A 20792-nucleotide genomic window follows, 5' to 3' on the forward strand; every position below is an offset into this window, starting at 1 on the left:
GTGACGCGGCTCATCCCGACGCCTCGGGCAAGCGGCCCATCGCCACGAAGACCCGGTGCAGGATGGTCAGCGGATCTTCGGGGAAGCGCTCGCGGAGGAGGGCGGCCAGCTCGGCATCGAAGCGCGTGACCTCCTCGTCGGGCAAGGAGGCGCCGACGCCCTGGCTGGCGCGGATGCGGCCACGCCAGCCTTCGTGGGAGTAGGCGACGGGGTGGTCGTAGGAGAAGGTCTCGACGCCGACGAAGCCGCCTTCGTCGAGGTCGCGGGTCCAGCGGGGGTAGATGCCGGTGGTGTGGCCGAACTGGATGTGCGGCTTCGGCTGCGTCGGGTTGTGGCGCTCGATGAGGGCTTCGGTGGCCTCGACGGGGTTGCCGGGCAAGGAGAGCCAGTCGAAGGTGGCGAGGACGAGGGCGCCGCCAGGGCGCAGGACGCGCCGGGCTTCGGCGAGGGCAGCAGCGCGATCGAACCAGTGCCAGCACTGGCCGGCGGTCACGGCGTCGAAGCTCTGGTCGGGGAAGGGGAGTTCTTCGACGCGGGAGGCGACGTAGGCGACGGCGACGCCGGCTTCTTCGTCGAGGCGAGCGGCAGCGGCGAGGAGGGAGGGGGCGATGTCGACGCCGGTGACGCTGCAACCGCGGGTCGCAAAGCCGCGCGCGAGGGCCCCGGTCCCGGTGCCGAGGTCGAGGATCTTCTGGCCCAGGAGGCCGACGCGGCGGTCGGCGAGGCGGGGAAAGAGGGACGCGGGGAAGCCGACGCGGTGACGGGCGTAGTCCCTGGCGGTCCGGCCGAAATCGATGCGCATGGGGGCGTCCTAGGCGCGGCCGTAGACGGGGATGGCGGCGCCGGAGATGTCGCGGGCTTCGTCGGAGAGGAGGAAGGCGACGACGCCGGCGAGCGAGGGGATGCTGACCCAGGTGGTGACGTCGGCGCCGGGCATGGCCTGCCGGTTCGAGGGGGTGTCGATGGTGGTGGGGAGGATGGCGTTGATGCGGACGTGGTGCGGGAGCACCTCGGCGGCGGCGGCCTGGGCGAGGGCGACGACGGCGGCCTTGGTGGCGGTGTAGTCGGCCATGCCGGCGCCCAGCTCGGGGCGGAGGGAGGGGCGCGCGCCGACGACGACGATGCTGCCGCGGCGCTCGGCGACCATGCCCGGGAGCAAGGCGTGAAGGGAGGTGCGCACCGTGTCGAGGTTCTGGGCGAGGAGGGTGCGGTAGGAGGCGTCGCCCTGGGCTTCGTGGAGGGGGAAGCCGCCCGTCCAGCCGCCGGCGACGAGGGCAGCGCCCGTGGGGGTGCCGAGGCGCGAGGTGAGGTCGCGCAGGAGGGCCGTCCAGTCATCGATGGATGCGACGTCCGCCGAGAAGCCTACGCAGGCGTCGCCGAGTTCCGCTTCCAGCGCGCGGAGGCGCGCTTCGGACGAGGCCCTGGCCACGGCGGCGACGCGGTGTCCCCGCGCGACGAGCGAGCGCACCACCCCTTCGCCCAGCGCTCCAGCGGCGCCGGTGACCACGATCGTCGAGCCCTTCGTCGTCTGTGCCATGCGCTGCACGTTACCCGGAGGTGCACTCGGAGCGACGGGCTGTTTGACAGGAGAATTCAGCGGATGGTACGCCCGGCGGAGGGGATCTCGGCGTGGCCTATCGGCAGGCTCGCGACCGCCCCCAACCGAGGATGCCATGACGGTTCTCTCCCGCTCGCACTGGAGCGACTCTGGCTCGCCCGCGCTGCACTCGTCCGGGCGCATCGGGCGGGCCTTCCGTGGTCTTTCGCTCTCTCTCGCTGCAGCGCTGGTCGGTCTCGGCGCGCTGCTGGTCCCCGCCAGCGAGGCGGCGGCGCAGACCTCGCCGACCCGGGCCGGCGGGACGACGGGGAACGGGGACGGGATGGACCTCCATCTGTTCCGGCCGTCGGTCGACTCGAAGGGGTTCTTCGGGGTGAACGGCGCGGACATCCTGGGCGCCAACGACATCAGCCTGGGGCTGATCATCGACTACGGGCACGGCCTCGTGCCGCTCGCGCCGAACCCGAACGACACGGATGCGCTGATCAAGCATGCGTTCCAGGGCACGTTCCAGTTCAACTACGGGATCGCGAACTGGTTGACGGTCGGTCTGTCGGCGCCGGTGGTGCTGAGCGGCGGCGACGCGATCCAGGGGATCGGGCCGACGGGGCGGACGTACAACGACGACGACGCGGAGGCGCAGGCGCTCGGCAACCTGGCGCTGCACGTGAAGCTGCGGCTGCTCCGGCCGGCGTCGGACCCGATCGGGCTGTCGATCATCGCGCAGGCCGGCTACGGGGTGGGCGGGAGCGCGGATCTGAGCGCGGAGCCGGGGTTCTGGTACTGGCCGCAGGTGGTGATCGAGCGGCACTTCGGCTCGACGAGCATGTTCCGGATCGGGGCGAACGTGGGCTTCCGCGGGCACACGGGGGCGAACGCGGCGTTCGGACTGCGGCCCGACGGGACGCCGCAGCTCGAGAACGGGGAGCTGGAGTACGGGAACCTGGTGACGGGCGGGCTCGGAGTGAGCTTGCGGGTGCTGGGGCCGCTGGACCTCGTGGCGGAGAGCTACGGGACGTACCTGGTGGGGGGCCGGAGCGCGGCGAAGCAGCGGCTGAGCGCGGAGGCGCTGGGCGGGATCAAGCTGTTCATCGAGCGGAACAGCTTCCTGATGCTGGGCGCGGGCCTCGGGTATCTGCCGGGGTTCCAGTCGGCGGGGCTGCGCGGGACGATCGGGTTCGTGTTCGAGCCGTCGATCGGGGACCGGGACGGCGACGGGATCAAGGACGACGAGGACGACTGCCCGGACGAGCCGGAGGATTTCGACGGCTTCCAGGACACGAAGAGCGACTCGCCGCCCGGCAAATACGGGTGCCCGGATCCGGACAACGACAACGACGGCATCCCGGACATCGACGATCGCTGCCCCAACAACCCCGAGGACCGGGACGGGGACGAGGACGAGGACGGCTGCCCCGAGGGGAACGATGGCGATCGGGACGGGGACGGGATCCTCGACTCGCGCGACAAGTGCCCGGACGAGCCGGAGGATCGCGACGGGTTCGAGGACAAGGACGGCTGCCCCGATCCGGACAACGACAAGGATGGGATCCCGGACAAGGTCGATCAGTGCCCGAACGATCCGGAGGACAAGGACGGGTTCGAGGACGAGGACGGGTGCCCCGATCCGGACAACGACAACGACGGCATCCCCGACGTGAAGGATCAGTGCCCGAACGAGCCCGAGACCTTCAACGGGAAGGATGACGAAGACGGCTGCCCGGATCGGGGTGGCGTCATCGTGGAGGAGAACAACATCCTCATCCTGGAGAAGATCAACTTCGAGACGGGCAGCGCGAAGATCCTGCCGGAGTCGAACGGGATCCTCGATGCGGTGGCGACGACGCTGAAGGCGCATCCGGAGTTCACGCTGGTGGAGGTGCAGGGGCACGCCGACGAGCGCGGCAACGACCTGACGAACCTGCGGCTGACCGAGGCGCGGTCGAAGTCGGTCGTGGAGGCGCTGGTGCAGCGCGGGGTGAACCGGAACTCGCTGCGCTCGATGGGCTACGGCGAGTACTGCCCGCTCGAGGCAGCCCACAACGCGGAAGCGTGGGAGAAGAACCGGCGCGTGGAGTTCAAGGTGGTGAAGTCCGACAAGGGCGACACCGGGGTGGAGCTGGGCTGCCAGCTCGCGCGCGACAAGGGCGTCAAGCCGCCGGCTCCCTGAGCTATCCTGCGCGCATGGCGCGCTCCTGCCTCCTTCCCCTGCTCGCCGCGGCGTCCCTGTGCGCCGCGGCGGGGTGTGTCGACACCGACCCCACCGTGTTCGTGGACGCCTCGATCGTGGCGCCCGAGCTGGCCCTCGAGCGGGTGGCCCTCGGGGTCTCGTTGCAAGGGACCTTCGCGCTCGATCTTCACCTGGGGCCACGGGCCAGCGGGACGAGCGAGGTCTCGTTGAACAGCTTCTCGATCACGAACGCCGATCAGTCGACGACGCTGGTGGCGTCGCTGCCGGCGTCGCCAGCGAACCCGGTGGAGGTAGACCCTGGCGAGGACGTGCGGGTGGAGCTGAGGTTCGCAACCGATCCGGGGACGCTGTCTGCCGAGGATGCGCTCTGCACCCCGAACGGGATCCGGATCACCGGGACGATCCAGGACTCGCTGCAGGACGGTCAGACGCCGGTCGCGTCGCCCACGTTCTCGGCACGCTGCACGCCCTGAGCAGGCCAGCCGCTCTGCAAAACGTGAGCGGACTTGCGGGCGGGCTCGATGAGACGAGCGCAGCCGGAGAGAGGGACTTTTTTACAAGACGCTCGCGGAGGCGGTTCCTAGAGTCCGGCGCGTGCCGCCTTCTCCGGAAGGGGTGAGGCGAGGTCACCGGAAAGGAGCCTGTCCATGACGAGCCATGTGAGTCCCATTCCCGAGGGCTACGAGTCCGCGATCCCTTACCTGATCATGCGAGGGGCCAGCGACGCGCTCGCCTTCTATGCGAAGGCGTTCGGGGCCGTGGAGGTCATGAAGCTGGTGGGGCCAGACGGGAAGCTCGGGCACGCCGAGATGATGATCGGGCGGGCGCGGTTCAGCCTCGCCGACGAGTACCCCGAGATGAACATCGTGGGCCCGCAGTCGCTCGGGGGAACGTCGGTGAGCATCCAGGTTTACGTGGAAGACGTGGATGCGATCTGTCGTCGGGCCAAGGAGGCCGGTGCGAAGATCCTTCAGGAGCCGAAGGACGAGTTCTACGGCGACCGGACCTGCAAGGTCGAGGACCCGTTCGGGCATGTGTGGCTGTTCCAGGCGCGCAACGAGGTGATCTCCATCGAGGAGATGGACCGGCGCTTCCAGGCGCTGTTCACGTAGCCGAGGCCCTCCCCAGGGCCCTCGGAGGGACGACGCCCCCGGGCGACGGCGACTGCGTGCCATCGGGTGGCGCGACGTCCGGCGGGTGATGTCCAAGGCGTGATGTCCAGCGACGAGGGGTGAGGCCGCGAGGTGCGGCGATCGGGGGCGTTCCTGCTCTGAAGGAGCCGAGAACGCCGCGCGCGCCCTCTGGGCGGGGTGGTGATGGCTCTGGTAAAACCAGGCATGCCCTCCGCGATCCCGGAAGAAGCGCTGGAGTCACGCAAGCAGGCCGTGCAGTCGCACTGGCAGCAGGAGGCTTGCGGGACGCGCGGCGTCGCGGAGGAGGATCGCAAGGCCTTCTTCGAGCAGATCGAGCAGGAGCGCTACATGTGGGAGCCATACATCCCGCTGTTCGCGCAGTTCGAGAGCGGTCGAGGGAAGTCGGTGCTCGAAGTGGGGGTCGGAGCGGGGACCGATTTCGTCAACTGGGTGCGTCATGGCGCAGAGGCGACGGGGGTCGATCTGACCGAGCGCGGGGTGATGCTGACCCGCGAGCGGCTCTCGCTGGAGGGACTCTCGGCCACGGTGATCCAGGCCGACGCGGAGGCGCTGCCGTTCGCGGATGCGTCGTTCGACCTCGTGTACTCGTACGGCGTGTTGCACCACAGCCCGCACACGGTGCGGGCCGTCTCGGAGGTGCACCGGGTGCTGAAGCCAGGGGGGACGGCGCGGGTGATGGTCTATCACCTGCACTCCTGGGCGGTGTGGATGGTGTGGGCGATGAACTGCGCGGCGCAGGGTCGTCCGTGGAAGAGTCCGCGCTGGGCGGCGTACCATCACCTGGAGAGCCCGGGGACGAAGACGTACACGCGCGAGGAGGCGCTGACGCTGTTCTCGTCGTTCTCGAAGGTGGAGGCCAGGTCGCAGCTCTGCTCGGGGGACCTGCTGTCGTTCAGGCGAAGCGCGAAGTACTCCTCAGGGCTGCACGCGCTGGCCTGGGAGTACTACCCGCGACGGCTGGTGCAGCTCGCTGGCAATCGGTTCGGGCTGGCGTTGATGATCGAGGCGCAGAAGTAGAGTCGCCGGGTCGGAAGGAGGCGTCGCTCGGGTCACGCCAGGGAGCTGGCGGCGCCGAGGGCCTGGAGCTGGCGTGCGGAGGCGGTGCGACGCCAGGACTGTTCGAGGAGGTCGTGGAGGGTCTCGGTGGAGACGACCGCGAGGCGCACCAGCAGGCAGGGGTAGTTCCGGTAGTGGTCGGTGATGAAGAAGGTCGCCGGGTCGGCGTCGAGAAGGCCGTCGCGGGCTTCGATGTCGATCATGACCACGAGCGATTCACCATCTTCGCGCAGGCGGGCAAAGAGCTTCTTGCGGTTGCGGAAGGCGGGGGTGCCGTAGGAGACGCCTTCCTCTGCGCCAGGAAAGGCGAGGGCGATCGTGCGCACGGCCGTGAGGTCGAGGGGCTTCCTGGCGCGGCGCGGGGTCGAAGCGGCCGGGGAGCGGGTGGAGGTCGCCGCCGACTTGCTGGTGGCCTTCCTGGCCGCTCTCGGCGTGCTGACGGCTTTCGGCTTGCTGGCCGCGGCTGACTTGCTGACCGCCTTCGACGCGCTGCCGACCTGCGTCTTCCGGGTCGCCATCAGCGGGTCGTCTTGCCGAGGACCGGGGTGACGTCCATCGCGTGCAGGGCAAACGCCATGGCGTCCGCCCACATGTCGACCCGTCCCTTCACGCGGTCACCGCCGGCGTGCCCTGTTTTCGGCTCGATGCGAAGAAGCGCCGGACGGCCGCTCGTGGTGGCGGCTTGAAGGGCTGCGATGGTCTTCCAGGCGTGCAAGGGCGGGACACGGTCGTCGGCCTCGGCCGAGAGCATCATGACGGCTGGATAGGCGGTGCCTGCCTTGACGCGGTGGTACGGGGAGTAGCCGATGAGCGCCTTGAAGTGCGCCTCGTTCTCCAGCGAGCCGTACTCGGCGATCCAGGTCTTGCCGTCGCCGGACAGCGGGAAGCGGATCATGTCGAGCACGGGAACGGCGCAGAGCACGGCGCGGAACAGCTCGGGGCGCTGGGTCATGGCAGCGCCGACGAGGAGGCCGCCGTTGGAGCCACCGTCGATGACGAGGCGCTCGGGGCGGGTGTAGCCGTTCTGGATCAGGTATTCGGCGGCGGCGATGAAGTCGTCGAAGACGTTCTGCTTCTTCGTGAGCATGCCGCCCTGGTGCCAGGCTTCACCGTACTCGCCGCCGCCACGGAGGTTGGGGATGGCGATGCCGCCCCCTGCTTCGAGCCAGGCGACTTTGTCGGGCTGGAAGGAGGGGGTGAGGCTGATGTTGAAGCCGCCATACCCGTTGAGGCGGAAGGGGGTGGAGGGGTCACGCGGGGCGCCTCGGCGGCGGACGAGGAACATCGAGACCTGGGTGCCGTCGCGGGAGGGGTAGAAGACCTGCTCGACGTCGTGAGCGGCCGGGTCGAGGGGCGCTTTCACCGCGTAGAAGGGGGTGGTCTCGCCGCTGGCGACGGAGAGCTGGAGGATGATGCCGGGGGTGGTGAACGAGGTGAAGTAGACGTACGCGGTGTCGTCGTCCGGCTCGCCGGCCACGCCCCAGACCGAGCCGATGCCCGGGAGCGCGACCTTGCCCCGGCCCGTGGGCTTGCCGTCGAGGGTGCGGAGCTGGACCTCGCTCTGCGCGCGGTGGAGGTACTGGAGCGCGAGGTGGCCGCCGATCACGCGGACGCTCTCCAGGACGGCCTCCTTGTCCTCGGGGACGATCTCTTCCCAGCGAGCGCGCTCGGGGCGGGCGGGATCGATGCGGAAAACGCGGCCCTTCGGCGCGCCCTCGGTGGTCTGGAGGTAGAGGCGGTTCTTCCAGGCGACGGCGGCCATGGTGCCGTCATGGCCTTTGACGAGCGGGATCCAGGAGGCGCCGGGCTTGCTCAGATCGCTCACGTGCAGCTCGATGACGCTGGCACCGCGGATGACGGACACGATGAGCCACCTGCCGTCGCGGGAGATCTGCGTCGCGAGTTCGGTCTCGGGGTTGCCCGTGGCCTTGAAGACGACCTTGTCCTCGGAAGGCGGGGTGCCCACCTTGTGCAGCTTGACCTCGGAATGGCCGGGGAGATCGGCCGCGGGGATCTTGGGGTCGGTGGGGAGGGCGACGTAGTAGAAGGCGTCGCCTTTCGCGTTCCACTGGGGGTCGGCGTACTTGGCGCCAGGGATGACGTCGATGTCGCTGACCTTGCCGGTCGCGACGTCTTTCACGTGGAGGGTACCTGCGTCGGCGCCGTTGGGGTGGACGACGTAGGCCAGGGTCTTGCCGTCCCACGAGGGCTCCCAGATGCCGAGGGCCACGCTCCCATCGGCGCTCAGGGAGGTGCCGTCGAGCAGCGTCCGCTCCGGGTGGGGTGTACCGTCGCTGTCGGCCTTGGCTCGGGGTCGAGCGGGGCTGAGGTCAGCGTCGCGCCAGTAGATGGTCCGGTGCTCTGCGGTCGCCCCCTGGCGCGTGTGGAAGACGCGGTTGCCGCGCTTGCGCGGGGGAGAGACGCGCTCGAGGTACGAGAGGGCGCTGAGGCGCTCGCGGAGGACGCCACGGCCCGGCAGGGTGTCCAGGTGCTTGCGGGTGAGCTCGTCCTGCGCGGCGAGCCAGCCCTGGACCTCGTTCGAGGCGCCGTCCTCCAGCCAGCGGTACGGGTCACGCACCGGAACGCCGAAGAAGGTGTCGACGGTGTCGACGGTGCGGGTCGGGGGATAGGCGAGGCCGCGCGAAGCGGAGGCCTCGGTCTGCGCGGTCGCAGCAGGAGACGCGGCAACCGGGGGCTGCGGTGCGACCGCCGGGGAGGAGCAGGCGGTGAGGCAGGCGATCGAGACGGGCAGGGCGCGGGCGATCCAGGGACGGGGCGTTCGGTGCATGCGGGAGGGCTCCTGAGGTGCCCACCCTCGGGCAGGAGGAGGGGTGGCGCAAGCGCTTCGGCACCTGGGCTCCGGACGGGGGCGGGCGCGACGCCTACCGGGGAAGGGCGTCCAGCGCGGCGCGCAGCGGGGCCGCCTTCTCGGGGTCGACCATCGCGACGTAGGCGATCTTGCCGCGGATGTGCGCTTCGAAGTCGGGGCGCTGCTCGCGGTTCTGCGCTTCGAGGCCCGTGGTCTTCGCGGCGTGGAGGATGGCGCGCAGGCGCCGGAGTTCGTCGCGAGGGACGGAGAGCTTGTCGTTCACGACGATGCCGGTCACCTCTTGCCGACGCGCGGCGCGCTGGATGCGGCCCTTGCTGGGATGAAGGGTGAAGCCTTCCTCGGTGACGATGTGCCGGACGCGGGCGAGCAGCATGGGGATCCCGCTGCGCTTTCCAGGGGGTGCCGAGAAGGTGAGGTCGTCGGCGTAGCGGGTGTAGGTCCAGCCGTGCTTCGCGGCCATGCCAGCGAGGCGGCGGTCGAGCTTCCTCGCGACCTGGTTGGAGAGGGCGGGGCTGGTGCAGGCGCCCTGAGGCAGGCCGCGATCCCCGATGGCCACCCAGTAGCGCTGGCCGTCGTAGTCGACCTCGCGACGAGGGCACTCGGTGCAGAGCAGGGCGAGGATCGTGGCGACGGCCGGGGAGTAGCCGACGCGCTGGAAGACGCCGCGCGCGCGAGGGAAGGTGATGGTGGGGAAGAAGTCGCGCAGGTCGAGGTTCACGACGATGTCGCGGCCGAGGTGCTCGCGCGCGTTGGTGACGGTGGAGCGGCCCGCCACGAAGCCGTGCGCCGGGTTCTCGGTGGGGAGCTTGTCCAGGATGGAGCGGAGGATCCACGTCTGGGCCTGGGCGAGGGAAGCGTGGGGAGCGGAGAGGAGCCGCTTGCCACCGGACCGCTTGGGGACCTCGAAGTAGACGTAGTGGGGCCGCTCGACGGCGTCGCCGTGGTAGCAGAGCCAGCGCAGGCGGGGCACGGAGATGCCGAGGGCCCGTGCCACGTCGGCCGGGGTGGAGAGGAGCGGCAGGCCACGCTCGGTGAGCGCTTCGATGTGGGAGCGGCGGTCGACGAGCCGGGAGGAGACGCCGCTGCCGAGGAAGATGATGTCCTCGGCCCGACGCCGGGCCACGTCCTCGACGCGCCGTCGTCTGCGTTCGGCGGCCTCGCGCTGCTTCTGCACCTTGCGCTCGGCGCGCTCGCGCTTCATCTGCTCGAACGCGAGTTCCACGGTCTTCGCGGCCTTCGACGTGGCGAGCCGGAGCGCGTCGTGGTGCCTGAGCCACAGGTCGCCGACGCGGTGAATCTCCTGGATCTGCTCCTCGCTGAGGAGGCCACGGAGGATCAGGCCCCGGTCGATGAGGGCGGTGCGCTCGTCGCTCTGCGGGGGGATGGTGTCGACGCGGCCGATCCACGCGGTCCGATACGGGTCGATCTTGAGCGCGCGCTGGCGGAGCTCGTCCTTGCTCAATCCCAACAGGACGCCGGTCGTCGGGGGTGAGTTCGGTGGGGCTGCCTTCGCAGGCTGCTTCGTGGCGGTCGTCTTCGGCCTCGTTGGCGTCGTCGCAGGCTTCCGCGCAGGCGGGGAAGGCGTCGAGGCGCCGGAGAACTTCGCGGCCACGCTGGAGGACGCCGTGACGACGGGCTTCGTCCTGGCGCGCTGGCCATCGCCGCCGTCAGCCGGTTCGTCGCGCTGCTTCTCGCCCGCAGGTTCGTCGTTCGCTCCCACGCCCAGGAGCGATTTGATCTTGTTCCAGAAGCTCATCGCCGCCTTCGCCGATCTCGATCCCGTTCAGCACTTCCAGCCCTTCAAGGAGGCCCACCCGCCCGACGACTCGCTCGCGACCACACTCGATCACCCAGGGCGCCGTGACCCCTGCGGCAAGGGACCGCCATCGGCGGTTGACTGAGTCTTGCTGCAGGGGTCGCAAGGCGCCCAAAGCAAATCGGGGGTGGGAATGCATGGGAGAACGAACGCCACCACGGCGGAACGCCGCAGTATGTTGGGCTCGAGCGGGCGGACCTCCTTGCAGGGCTGGAAGCTAGCGACGACCGGCAGCCTAGCCGATCACCGCGAAAACCTCATCCTTTGCGACCTCCCTCCCGTCGGGCGACGACCCAGGCGAGACCCACCACGGCGGCAGGGCTGACCTGGAAACGATCGGCCACACGGCGGATCTCGGTCGCCACATCGGCGGCGATCGGCAAGGGCCGCTCCACCACGTCGTGCACGACCCGCGCGGGCATGAGACGGGCATCTCCTCCACCGCCGAGCTTCACGGCGTCGGCCCACGTGCGAGCGCCCAAGATGCGCTGGAACGAGGCCTCCCAGGTCTCGTCGAACACGTCGGCCAGCGTCTTGCGCGCAGCCCGGGCCGCGGCGCCCATGTCCTCCAGGGTCGCGCGTGGGAAGGCGACGGGCAGCAGCGGCTGTTCGCGCTTCACGGGAAGCTCGGGCGGGAGGGGCGTCCCCGAGACGTGGAGCCGCACGGCGAGCAGGTGGCGGCAGGGACCGGCGCGCAGGGCGTGCTTGTGGAAGTAGGAGCAGGAGCACTTCCCCTTCTTCAAGGCGCCGTCGCCGTCGAGCACGGCCTCGCACTGCGTCGCTTTGACGGTGGCGACCACGGCCCGCCGCGCGCCGTCGACGCGCTCGTCCCGCTGGATGCGCACGGCGTCGCGGGCGAGGACCATGCCTTCGGTGAGCTCGGGGTGTTCGGGGCCGAGCAACGCCTCCGAGAGGATGACCGGCATGACCTGGCGGTAGCGGTAACAGTGCGCGGCGTGGTCGTAGATGATCTGACCTTGCTTGGCCAGACGGTGCAGCGAGGCGAGGAGCTGGTCGCTCGGCGCATCGAGCGCCGCCGCGAGCTCTCCGAAGGACGCGCGCTGCACGGCTTCGAGCTGCACACTGGCCCGCTCGGTGAGGCGGGCGTCGGTGCGCAGGGCGCCCCCCATCAGTTCCAGGTTCGCGCCGCTGCTCCAGTCGTTGGCCGTCCAGCCGGAGAGGGCGAGCGTGAACCGCATCCCGCGCATGTGGACGATCCACAAGCTGGGCAACCCCGAGCCGAGCAGGCGCACCTCGACGCGCTCTGCCAGCGGCAGAAGACGCGCGAGGGCGAACAGGCGGCGCCTCCCCCAGACCTTGATCGAGACGGTCTGGCCGCGGCTCCTGTCCTCGGGGAGCGCGTTCGAGGGTCGCACCGGAGCAGAGCGGTACGGTCCGAGCGAGCTGCTCGGGTGAGGCGCAGGCGCGGGCGCGGTGTCCACTTCGTCCGGACAGACCACGCCACGGCACACGACGGGGATCTCCCAGGGTTCGAGGAAGATCACCGGCGCGCGCCCCGGGACCAGCTCGAAGCGCAAGCTGCGCGGGCCCGTCTTCTCCCGGTGCCGCTTCAGGTGGGACAGGATCGCGTAGACGGCCTCGACCGGCACGTCGATGCGGCGCGAGGGCAGGCACATGGCGGCCTGGATCTGGCCGAAGCCACGAAGCCAGGTGGGAGGGAGATCGATCTTCTCCTCACGGAAGCCGGCCGTGCCCTCGGTGCTCACCTCGAAGCCCGTCGGATCCACGAGCAGCCGGGTCTCGCGGTAGGTCCGCAGCGTCTGGAAGTGCTCGTACAGGCCGATCGAGTAGTCGACGTTCGTGGTACCGAGGCCTGCCTCCTGGGACCCCTCGAAGGCGTCTCGGTCCACCGAGAGGCAGCCGTAGCTCGACTCGTCCTTGGAGAAACACTCGAAGAACACCACGTCGGGCGCGACCGTGACCACGGGATCGCAAGGCACGAGGTGACGGAAGAGCCTCGGGTCGTTCAGCGCCAGCTCGCTCGCCCATTTCCTCCGGGCGCGCCAGTAGATGCCGTGCATCTTGTGGAACTCGGCCTCGAGGCCCGGTGGGATCGGTTCGCTCGCGATTTTCGAGAGTTCCTCGCGCCGGCTCGACTTGAAGAGGTCCTTCCGGAGCTGCGCCTCGTCGAGTTCTTGCTGCTGCTTCCAGGCGAGCCAGGCGCTGCGGTCCTTGGGCTGGGACTTGAGGTCGCCGATGACCACGTCGTGGAGCGCGCTCATCGCCTCGCGGAAGCTCAGCGGGTGCTTCAGGGCGCTGTCGAAGAAGACCTTGGGGCGCGCGAGGTTCGGCGCGAAGCTCAGCGCGGCTCCGCCAGCGATCTCCCGGAGCCCGCTGTGGCCGAGGTAGCGAAGTTCGACGTTCACGAGCTCAGCTCCTCGCTGAACAGTCGCAGCTCGGGGAGCTGCCGATGGATGGCCGCCCGCAGCGCGGGTGCGCGGAACGCCGTCCGCGCCACCGCGGCGAGGGCGGCGCGGCGCTCGGAAGGTCGCACGCTCCGCAGCGTCACGCCGAGCAAGGGAAGGAGTGACTCGGCCTCCTCGGGCCGCGCCACGATGCGGTCGGACAGGAGCTTCAGGGCGGCACGCTTCTCCCGTGCCCCTCGGTGCACGTTGAGCAACGTCGTCGCCCACACGTGGCGCAGGGTCTCCGGCGAGAAGGCGGCGCGGCGCACGGTCAGGTGCCCGAGCAGGAAGGTGCGGACATCGTCGTAAGGGGTCTCGGCGAGCGCCGTCCACAGGCTGGTGTCGTCGCGGAAGCGAGGGTCCGCGCCGAGCAAGGCGAGCCCCTGCTCACGGACATCGGCGTAGCCCGCGTCGATCAGGTCCCGGACGTGCGTCGAGCGCGCATGGGGGGACGACGTCAGCACCTCGAACAGCCAGCGCGCCGCCTCCTGGCGCACCCGGGGAGCACCAGCGCGGACGAGGCGCAAGACGGTCTCCAGCTCCGTCTCCGTCTTCACCTGCTTCTGCCGCGCCCAGCGAAGGCCCAGCTCCGCCACGGGTGCCGCCGGCGCGCACGCCAGCTCGACGCACTCGGTGAGGGTCAGACGCGCAGGCGACACGTAACGCTGCACCGCCTCGCTGATCGCAGCGAGGACGTCGATGTTCTCGAGCTGGAGCAGCGAGAGCCAGGCCTCGATGGACAAGGACTCGATGCCGGCCGCGCTGAGGAGGCACTCGGCCCCGAGGAGCTGCAGGTCTTCGTGAGGGCTCGCGAGGAGAGCGCGCACCTGGTCGATGGTGAGCCTCCGGAGCGCCGCGTCGTAGTCGCGCCGGAGGAGCTGAAGCGCGAAGCCTCGCACCGTGCGGCTCGGCGCCTTCGAGGCGAGGGCGAGCACGTCGTCGAACACGTCTTCCCACGCCTCCGGGATCATCGGCGCGGGCGCGAGCTGATCGATGGTGGCCTTCGGCTCGAGCTCCACCCCTCTGGGCCGTCGCGCGAGGAGCGTGGAGCCGTGGTACAGGACATGGATCAGTCCCCAGGCGTCGAGGAGCTGCTCCGCGGTCGAGAGATGCGGGTCCTCGTACAGGGACAGCGCCGCCCGGATGGCGCGGCCGTAGCGCTCCGGGTCCGTGCGGCCGATCAGGCGAAAGTAACGGGTCGCCCGCCGCCGCAGGTAGCCCCGCGTCACGATCGAGAAATGCGGCGCCTTCTTCTCGCTCGGCCACAGTCGCCCCGGCGGCTTGATCTGAGGCGTCGCTCCCGTGGACGATGCCTTGCCCCCCCTCCTGCTGCGACGACGCAGCAGCAGCGGCGGGGGACGCGCGATGAGCCGATCGAAGGCCACGAGGAAATGGCCCATCACCTCGTCGTCGCCCTGCTTCTCGGCGAGCTTGAAGAGCTGCTTCACCACGGGCCGGTGGTGCGGGCGATCGCACCCGTCGTCGATGTACCGGAGGAGCGCGCGGCGCGCGAAGGGGCGCTCGTTCGCGTACCACAGGGGCACCAGCGCCTTCAGTTGCTGCACCGCCGTGGAGGTGAGCACCTCGTCGAGGAATCGCTCGTCACCCGCCTGGTACAGGTCATCGAGCAAGAGCGACGAAGAGACCCGCGGTGCGCCCATGGGAGCGCAGATGCTACGGAGCCATCGCCAGGCGGGTCAAGGGAAGTGGCCTGCCCGCGGCGGGCTCACCTGCGCAGGGGGGTGCCAGCAGCGCAACGATGACGAGGAGGCGGTGCTGACGACTCCACGACGCGCGCCACCCCGCGGGAGAAGAGACGAGGGGAGCCTGTCTCGGTGGGAGAGGAGGGAGGGCTGGGAGAGAGAGAGTCCCGAGGGAGGCCCCGGGCGGGGCCGTTCCCTCGGGCTGAGGGACCGCAGGTCACACCCTCACGGGCGAGACCCCTTCCGACGCAGCCGCAGCGCGAGGCCGAGGAGCCCCACCAGCGTCAGCGCCGTCGCGCCACCCTGGCCATCGGCCTGGCCAGGCCGCGCCGAGCAGAGCAGGCCGTTCCCTTCCGCGTACAGGTCGTCCGAGCCGGGCTCGGCAGGGCCGCCCGGATCGGGGCTGCAGGTGCCCGCGGTGTCGTCGGTCGAGGAGCACACCTGACCCGAGGGGCAGGAGTTCCCGTTCGTGCCGCGGCAACCGTTGACGCAGGTCCCCGTGTCCTCGTCACAGATCGACCCGCTGTTCGGCCCACCGCACGCGCTGTCTTCGGTGCAGGGGGTGGGCGGGACGTTGTTGTCGTCCGAGGGATCGTTCGGATCCCGCTCGCCCGGGTCCACCTGGCCGTTCTTGTTCGTGTCTTCCTCACCGTCGATCACGCCACCGTCGTCGGTGTCCGCGTCGAGCGGGTTGGTCGTCGTCGCCCCACCATCTGCATCGGGGATGCAGGTGTTCTTGGTGGTGTCCGTCGCCGGGTTCGAGCAGTCGAGACCCATCTCCGTGCCGTCGAACAGCCCGTCGTCGTCGCTGTCCGGATCGAGCGCGTTGATCAGCCCGTCGCCGTCGTGGTCGTCGCTGAAGTTCGGCTCGTCACCATCGAGCACACCGTCGTCGTCGCTGTCGGCGTCGTTCGGGTCGGTGCCGATGAAGATCTCCAGCTGATCGCTCAGCCCATCGCCATCCGAGTCCACGACCTCATTGTCGTCGGACGGGTCGTTCGGATCGGTCTCGCCCTCGTCGATGCGGCCGTTGAGGTTCGTGTCCTCGTTGCCGTCGCTCACGCCACCGTCGTCGGTGTCGGGGTCGAGCGGGTCGGTCGTGGTCGCGCCCTGGTCCGCGTCGGGGCGGCAGTGACCGCGGCTCACGTCCGTGCCCGGACCCGAGCAGTCGAAGCCCATCTCGGTGCCGTCGAACAGCCCGTCGTTGTCGCTGTCCGGATCGAGCGCGTTGATCAGCCCGTCGCCGTCGGCGTCACCACCAGGATTGATCTCCTGGCCGTCGGGCACGCCGTCGTCGTCGCTGTCGGCGTCGAACGGATCGGTCCCGAGCTGGAGCTCCACGTCGTCGGGCAGCCCGTCGCCGTCCGAGTCCATGATGACCACGTCGTCGGCGGGGTTGTTCGGATCGGTCTCACCCGCGTCGATGCGGCCGTTCTTGTTCGCGTCCTCGACGCCATCGCGCACACCGCCGTGATCCGTGTCGGGATCGAGCGGGTTGGTCGTGGTCGCGCCCTGGTCCGCGTCGGGCACGCAGGTCCCTGCGCTGACGTCGGTGGCCGGGTTCGAACAGTCGAAGCCCATCTCCGTGCCGTCGAAGATCCCGTCGTTGTCGCTGTCGGGATCGAGCGCATTGATGATGCCGTCACCGTCGGCATCCCCACCTGGGTCGATCTCCTGGCCGTCGGGCACGCCGTCGTCGTCGCTGTCGGCGTCGTTCGGATCGGTCCCGATGGTGATCTCGATGATGTCGCTCAGGCCGTCGCCGTCGGTGTCCTGGTTGAGCACGTCGTCGGCGCCGTTACCGGCCGTCGGATCGGTCTCCCCGGCGTCGACCACGCCGTTTCGGTTCCGGTCCTCGTCGCCATCGCTGACGCTACCGCCGTCCGTGTCCGGGTTGAGCGGATCGGTCGTCGTCGCGCCCATGTCACCGTCGGGGATGCAGTGCCCCGCGCTGATGTCGGTGTCCGGGTGCGAGCAGTCGAAGCCCATCTCGGTGCCGTCGAACAGCCCGTCGTTGTCGCTGTCCGGATCGAGCGGTCCGATGAGGCCATCGCCATCGATGTCCTCGTCGAAGCTGGCCTCCATGCCGTCGGGCACACCATCGTCGTCGGTGTCGGCGTCGTTCGGATCGGTCCCGATCTGGAGCTCCAGGTCATCGGGCAACCCGTCGCCGTCGGTGTCGACGCAGAACTCCTCTGCCACGCCGTCACAGTTGTTGTCGATCCCGTCACCACAGACCTCCGGGCCCGTGGGCACGCAGGAACAGGTGTTCGTCTCGGAATCGCAGGTCGGCTCGAGCGGCGAGCACTGCATGTCGGTGATGCACTCGACGCAGATCTTGGGCGAGCCGGTCGTGTCGCAGTACGGGGTCGGCGCCGAGCAGCCGGCGTTGCTCTCGCACTGGTCGACGACGACCTCGGTGGGCGGCGAGCCGCCAGCCGGGCCGTTGCCGTCGGTGGGCGTGTCCGTGGCGGGCGCGCCTTGCTCACCCGCCGCGTTGATGATCGCCTGGTTGGCGATGGTCCCCGACGCGTTGGCGTTCACCGTGACCCGGAAGGTCACCGTGGCCGTGGCGTTGACGATCATCGTGCCACCCTGGGTGGCGTTCGCGCCCGTACCGAGACGCACGGTGAGGGTCCGCGTCCCGGCGTTGTACTCCGCCTGGTCGTCCCCGGCGGCGTCGGTCTTGGGCCCCGAGTTCGCACCCGAAGTGATCGAGAGCGAACCCGGTACGTAGGTCACACCGGCCGGAAGCGGATCGGTGAGCACGGTGTGCGTCGACGTGTCGTTGCCGGTGTTGATGACGTTGATCGTGTACTGGATCACGTCGCCCGGAAGCAGCGACCCACCGTTGACGTCCACCGCCGTCTTCACCGAGGTGGAGAAGTCCGGCTTGAAGGTGGAGATCGAGGTGACGAAGCCACCGAGGAAGTACACGTCGCCCGTGCTGGTCGCCTGGATGGGCGCCGACGACAGACCAGGGGACACCTGGGCCGTGATGTCGAGCACGTCGATGTCGAGGCCCGACAAGCTCCTCGGTCCGCCGGTGAGCTGGGGCAGATCACCGACCACCGACACCAGGTTGCCGAGGTGCGTGCGCGAGTTGTTGAAGAAGTTGTTCGCGGGGTTCTGACCGTTCGTCATCGCGACGGAGTTGAAGAAGAACTGGTCGCCCTGGATGCTGTCGTCGCCTTCGTACGCGACCACGCCGAGCTTCGCGTCGTAGCCTGCCGGAGGCACGAAGAAGCCCGAAAGCGTCGCCGACTGAGGAGCGCCGCTGCCCACCCGGTCGAGCCCGTCGAAGAGTGCGAGGTTGCGGGGCGGCTCCGAGTCGCGCTCGTAGAACACCACCATCCACCAGCCCGAGTAGTTCGTGTCGCTCGTGGCGTTGATGAAGTTGTTCGACGTCACCCCGCTCACGCGGTACGCGCCCGAGCCGTGCTCCTGGACGAGCTGCGTGACGTCGGCGACCGACTGATAGAAGAAGTCGGCGCCCTGGATGACCTGCGACGAGTGGATCGCCGTCAGGTCGACGTTGAACCCGCTCCCACCGGGCCGTGACAGCGTCGCCGTGGTGTCCGGATCGGGCCCCGGCGCCTTCGCACCCCAGTAGAGGTAAGCGTGGGACACCGTCGCGTTCGGCGGGATCGTCAGCATCGCGGTGCTGCGAGCGTTCGCCATGGCGATGGTGTTGTTCGCGACGGCGTTTCCGGGGTTCGGATCATCGACGCGCCAGAACACGTCGGGCGCCGAGTCGGAGACGCCCGTGCTCCCGCAGTTGCCGACGGTGCCGACGACGGGTGCCGGGATGCCTGCGGCACAGTCCTGCCCGAGCGTGTTCCCGATGAGGAGGAAGTCTCCTCGCTGGTCCACCTGGACGCGCAGGGACGGCGCCGCGTTGGCGACCCCTCCTGCAGCGCTCAGGAGAGCGAGCCCTAGTAGCCCGCTGGTTCCAAGATTGCGTTTCACCTATTCACCTCCTCTAAGGATCACTTCTGCGGGAGCAGGGGTTGGGGTTGGCCAGGGGGCGCCTGCGGGGCCGGCGCCTGGGCGGGAGCGGCTCCAGCCGGCTGGGTCTGAGGCGCCTGCACGTCGCCCTTCGCCTTCTTCTCGACGATCTTGAACTGCACGCGGCGGTTCTGCTGGCGGCCATCCTCGGTCGCGTTGTCGCCGATCGGCTCGTCGGGGCCGTAGCCCTTCGCCCTCAGGCGCGTTTCCTCGACACCGCGCTTCACGAGCGCCTTCTTCACCGAGTCGGAGCGGTCCTGGCTGAGCTTCACGTTGTAGGCGCGGTTTCCGCGGCTGTCCGTGTGCCCTTGGACCTCGATCACGGTGATCTCCGGATGCTCCTTCAGCACGCCGGCCACCTCGTCGAGCAGCTCGTCGCTGACCTTCTTGATCGTCGCCCGCGCGGTGTCGAACTGCACCTGCTGCAGGATCACGATCTCCTTCTCGGTCACGCGCACCGCCACCGGGCAGCCGTTCTTCGACGGATCCGGGTTCGGCTTGCCCTTCTCCTCGGGGCAGGCGTCCTTGTCGTCGCGGATGCCGTCGCCGTCGGTGTCGCCGGGGCAGCCGTTCGTTGCCGGATCGCTGGTCTTCAGGCCAGGGATGTCGACGCAGGCGTCGTCCGCGTCGGGCACGCCGTCGCCGTCCCTGTCGGGCGGCGGGCAGCCGTGCAGCTTCGGATCGTTGCTCGGCACGCCTGGCGTGTCGATGCAGGCATCGACGTCATCGAGGATGCCGTCGCCGTCCTTGTCCCCTGGCGGCGGGCAGCCGTGCTTCTTCGGATCGACGTTGTCCACGCCCGGCTCGTCGGGGCATGCGTCCTGCGCGTCGAGGATGCCATCCTTGTCGCGATCGGGCGGTGCCGGCGGGCAGCCGTTCTTCTTCGGATCCGGGTCGGCCACGCCGTAGGTGTCGGGACAGGCATCGTCCACGTCCTTGATCCCATCCTTGTCCCGGTCGTCGGTCGGGCGCTTGATCTCGGGCGCGAACGCCACCGACGCCACCGCGCGGAAATCAGGCGTACCCACGCCCGACGTGAGGCCGGGACCGGCGCCGATGCCGGCCTCGATCATCCCGGCGAAGCGGTAGCGCGCGCCGAGCAAGAGCTCGAGGTTCGTGTTCCGCTTCGTCGGACCCTCGCCTTGCAGCACGGTCGAGATCGTCGCCTCCGGCCCGATCTGGAACCGCTTCTCGTCGTCGAGCAGGAAGCCGATGCCGGCGCCGCCGTTCAGCGAGATGCCCTGCTGCACGCCCGCGTAGATCTGGCCCGGCCTGAAGTCCGCGCCGACCTGCGCCGACCACACCACCGAGCTGAAACGCCCGCCGGCGATGATCATCGGCATCCCGCGCACCGACCCCTCACCGACGAACGAGCCGGCGTCGCCGTTGCCCGTCGGCACCCACATGTAGCCGCCGATGGCGAGCTGGAATGGATCGAAGTGCTCTCCGAGGAGCCGGAGCCGCAGACCGAGCCGCAGGTCACCGATCTCGGCGCCCCCGGGCGAGTTGAACGCGAGGCCATCGGCAGCGGGGCTGTTGCCCCCCTGGTAGAGCGCGAACGGCACGTCCACGTTCAGGTTCAGCCGCTCCCAGATCACGAAGGACGCATTCAGGTGCAGGAAGAGCTGGTGGCTCACGATCCCGCCGAGGTTCTCCCCCGTGCTCTCACGTCGGAGGACCAGCGGGTTGTGCGCGTAGTCCCCCAGGATCATCAGGTTCACCCCGGGCCCACCGTCCAGGTTCGGTGAGCTCGCGTCGGGCGAGGCCACGCCGAACATCCGGTCACCGGCAGGCGCAGGATTGAAACGATTGAGCGCGACGCCGTTCCCGGCCGCCGGCGCGTCCTGAGCCGCTGCTGTCCCGCTCACCGCTGCGAGCGCGACGAGAGCAGCACCTCCACGCAGCCATCGTGCGGTCATGGATCTCATAAGCAGAATCACCTCTGTGCTTTGATGATGAGTGCCCCGATCGACGGGACAGGATTGCCCCACACTACACAGCCCGTGCCAGCGGGGCAGACGGATGGTTCCTTACGGCATACAGCCGATTT

14 protein-coding genes are annotated in these 20792 nt (G+C 69.6%); 5 read left to right on the forward strand and 9 right to left on the reverse strand.

Features of this window, described 5'->3' with window-relative positions; genetic code table 11:
- Positions 1–10: 10 nt before the first annotated feature.
- Together CMC5_RS40245 and CMC5_RS40250 are read right to left on the reverse strand one after the other, a co-directional pair.
- Positions 11–802 carry a class I SAM-dependent methyltransferase gene (locus CMC5_RS40245; RefSeq protein WP_050435379.1) on the reverse strand — a complete coding sequence of 264 codons (792 nt, stop codon included), beginning with the start codon at positions 800–802 and terminating at the stop codon, positions 11–13.
- A gap of 9 nt (positions 803–811) precedes the next feature.
- A complete protein-coding gene (locus CMC5_RS40250) occupies positions 812–1537 on the reverse strand; it encodes an SDR family NAD(P)-dependent oxidoreductase (RefSeq protein ID WP_050435380.1) in 726 nt (241 codons plus the stop codon).
- Between the two features lie 136 nt (positions 1538–1673).
- On the opposite strand from CMC5_RS40250, the gene CMC5_RS40255 reads away from it, so the two are divergent.
- From CMC5_RS40255 to CMC5_RS40270, 4 genes are all read left to right on the forward strand, one after another.
- Positions 1674–3728: an OmpA family protein gene (locus CMC5_RS40255; protein WP_050435381.1), complete on the forward strand. Its 2055-nt coding sequence runs from the start codon at positions 1674–1676 to the stop codon at positions 3726–3728.
- A gap of 14 nt (positions 3729–3742) precedes the next feature.
- On the forward strand, positions 3743–4222 hold the full coding sequence (locus tag CMC5_RS40260) for a hypothetical protein (RefSeq protein ID WP_050435382.1): 480 nt from the start codon (positions 3743–3745) through the stop codon (positions 4220–4222).
- Between the two features lie 174 nt (positions 4223–4396).
- Positions 4397–4861, forward strand: a complete 465-nt coding sequence (locus CMC5_RS40265; protein WP_050435383.1) for a VOC family protein — start codon at positions 4397–4399, stop codon at positions 4859–4861.
- 225 nt (positions 4862–5086) lie between these two features.
- Entirely contained in the window at positions 5087–5920 is an 834-nt protein-coding gene (locus tag CMC5_RS40270) for a class I SAM-dependent methyltransferase (protein ID WP_050435384.1), read from the forward strand.
- 32 nt (positions 5921–5952) lie between these two features.
- On the opposite strand, the gene CMC5_RS43760 is transcribed toward CMC5_RS40270, so the two are convergent.
- The 3 genes from CMC5_RS43760 to CMC5_RS40290 all read right to left on the reverse strand — a co-directional run bounded on the left by CMC5_RS43760 (position 5953) and on the right by CMC5_RS40290 (position 10251).
- Positions 5953–6477: an MmcQ/YjbR family DNA-binding protein gene (locus tag CMC5_RS43760; RefSeq protein ID WP_082363280.1), complete on the reverse strand. Its 525-nt coding sequence runs from the start codon at positions 6475–6477 to the stop codon at positions 5953–5955.
- A complete protein-coding gene (locus CMC5_RS40285; protein WP_082363282.1) occupies positions 6477–8747 on the reverse strand; it encodes a prolyl oligopeptidase family serine peptidase in 2271 nt (756 codons plus the stop codon). Before CMC5_RS40285 ends, CMC5_RS43760 begins: the two co-directional genes overlap by 1 nt.
- A gap of 94 nt (positions 8748–8841) precedes the next feature.
- Positions 8842–10251 carry a reverse transcriptase family protein gene (locus CMC5_RS40290; protein ID WP_245678155.1) on the reverse strand — a complete coding sequence of 470 codons (1410 nt, stop codon included), beginning with the start codon at positions 10249–10251 and terminating at the stop codon, positions 8842–8844.
- On the opposite strand from CMC5_RS40290, the gene CMC5_RS48285 reads away from it, so the two are divergent.
- Positions 10244–10690, forward strand: a complete 447-nt coding sequence (locus CMC5_RS48285) for a hypothetical protein (protein WP_245678156.1) — start codon at positions 10244–10246, stop codon at positions 10688–10690. The genes CMC5_RS40290 and CMC5_RS48285 overlap by 8 nt on opposite strands.
- 172 nt (positions 10691–10862) lie before the next feature.
- On the opposite strand, the gene CMC5_RS40295 is transcribed toward CMC5_RS48285, so the two are convergent.
- The 4 genes from CMC5_RS40295 to CMC5_RS40310 form a co-directional block, all read right to left on the reverse strand.
- Positions 10863–12992, reverse strand: coding sequence for an SWIM zinc finger family protein (locus CMC5_RS40295; RefSeq protein WP_050435388.1), 2130 nt, complete (start codon positions 12990–12992; stop codon positions 10863–10865).
- A complete protein-coding gene (locus CMC5_RS40300) occupies positions 12989–14692 on the reverse strand; it encodes a hypothetical protein (protein ID WP_050435389.1) in 1704 nt (567 codons plus the stop codon). The genes CMC5_RS40295 and CMC5_RS40300 overlap by 4 nt, the downstream gene beginning before the upstream one ends.
- Before the next feature lie 267 nt (positions 14693–14959).
- Positions 14960–18607, reverse strand: a complete 3648-nt coding sequence (locus tag CMC5_RS40305) for a DUF11 domain-containing protein (RefSeq protein ID WP_050435390.1) — start codon at positions 18605–18607, stop codon at positions 14960–14962.
- A gap of 116 nt (positions 18608–18723) precedes the next feature.
- Positions 18724–20661, reverse strand: coding sequence for an OmpA family protein (locus CMC5_RS40310; RefSeq protein WP_063796440.1), 1938 nt, complete (start codon positions 20659–20661; stop codon positions 18724–18726).
- Between the last annotated feature and the right edge of the window lie 131 nt (positions 20662–20792).

The organism is Chondromyces crocatus, from assembly GCF_001189295.1.
Lineage (GTDB): Bacteria > Myxococcota_A > Polyangia > Polyangiales > Polyangiaceae > Chondromyces > Chondromyces crocatus.

What these genes read in the sequence shown, in the direction of transcription:
- CMC5_RS40245 (WP_050435379.1), bottom strand. Translation starts at nt 802, where the DNA reads ATGCGCATCGATTTCGGCCGGACCGCCAGGGACTACGCCCGTCACCGC.
- CMC5_RS40250 (WP_050435380.1), bottom strand. Translation starts at nt 1,537, where the DNA reads ATGGCACAGACGACGAAGGGCTCGACGATCGTGGTCACCGGCGCCGCT.
- CMC5_RS40255 (WP_050435381.1), top strand. Translation starts at nt 1,674, where the DNA reads ATGACGGTTCTCTCCCGCTCGCACTGGAGCGACTCTGGCTCGCCCGCG.
- CMC5_RS40260 (WP_050435382.1), top strand. Translation starts at nt 3,743, where the DNA reads ATGGCGCGCTCCTGCCTCCTTCCCCTGCTCGCCGCGGCGTCCCTGTGC.
- CMC5_RS40265 (WP_050435383.1), top strand. Translation starts at nt 4,397, where the DNA reads ATGACGAGCCATGTGAGTCCCATTCCCGAGGGCTACGAGTCCGCGATC.
- CMC5_RS40270 (WP_050435384.1), top strand. Translation starts at nt 5,087, where the DNA reads ATGCCCTCCGCGATCCCGGAAGAAGCGCTGGAGTCACGCAAGCAGGCC.
- CMC5_RS43760 (WP_082363280.1), bottom strand. Translation starts at nt 6,477, where the DNA reads ATGGCGACCCGGAAGACGCAGGTCGGCAGCGCGTCGAAGGCGGTCAGC.
- CMC5_RS40285 (WP_082363282.1), bottom strand. Translation starts at nt 8,747, where the DNA reads ATGCACCGAACGCCCCGTCCCTGGATCGCCCGCGCCCTGCCCGTCTCG.
- CMC5_RS40300 (WP_050435389.1), bottom strand. Translation starts at nt 14,692, where the DNA reads ATGGGCGCACCGCGGGTCTCTTCGTCGCTCTTGCTCGATGACCTGTAC.
- CMC5_RS40310 (WP_063796440.1), bottom strand. Translation starts at nt 20,661, where the DNA reads ATGACCGCACGATGGCTGCGTGGAGGTGCTGCTCTCGTCGCGCTCGCA.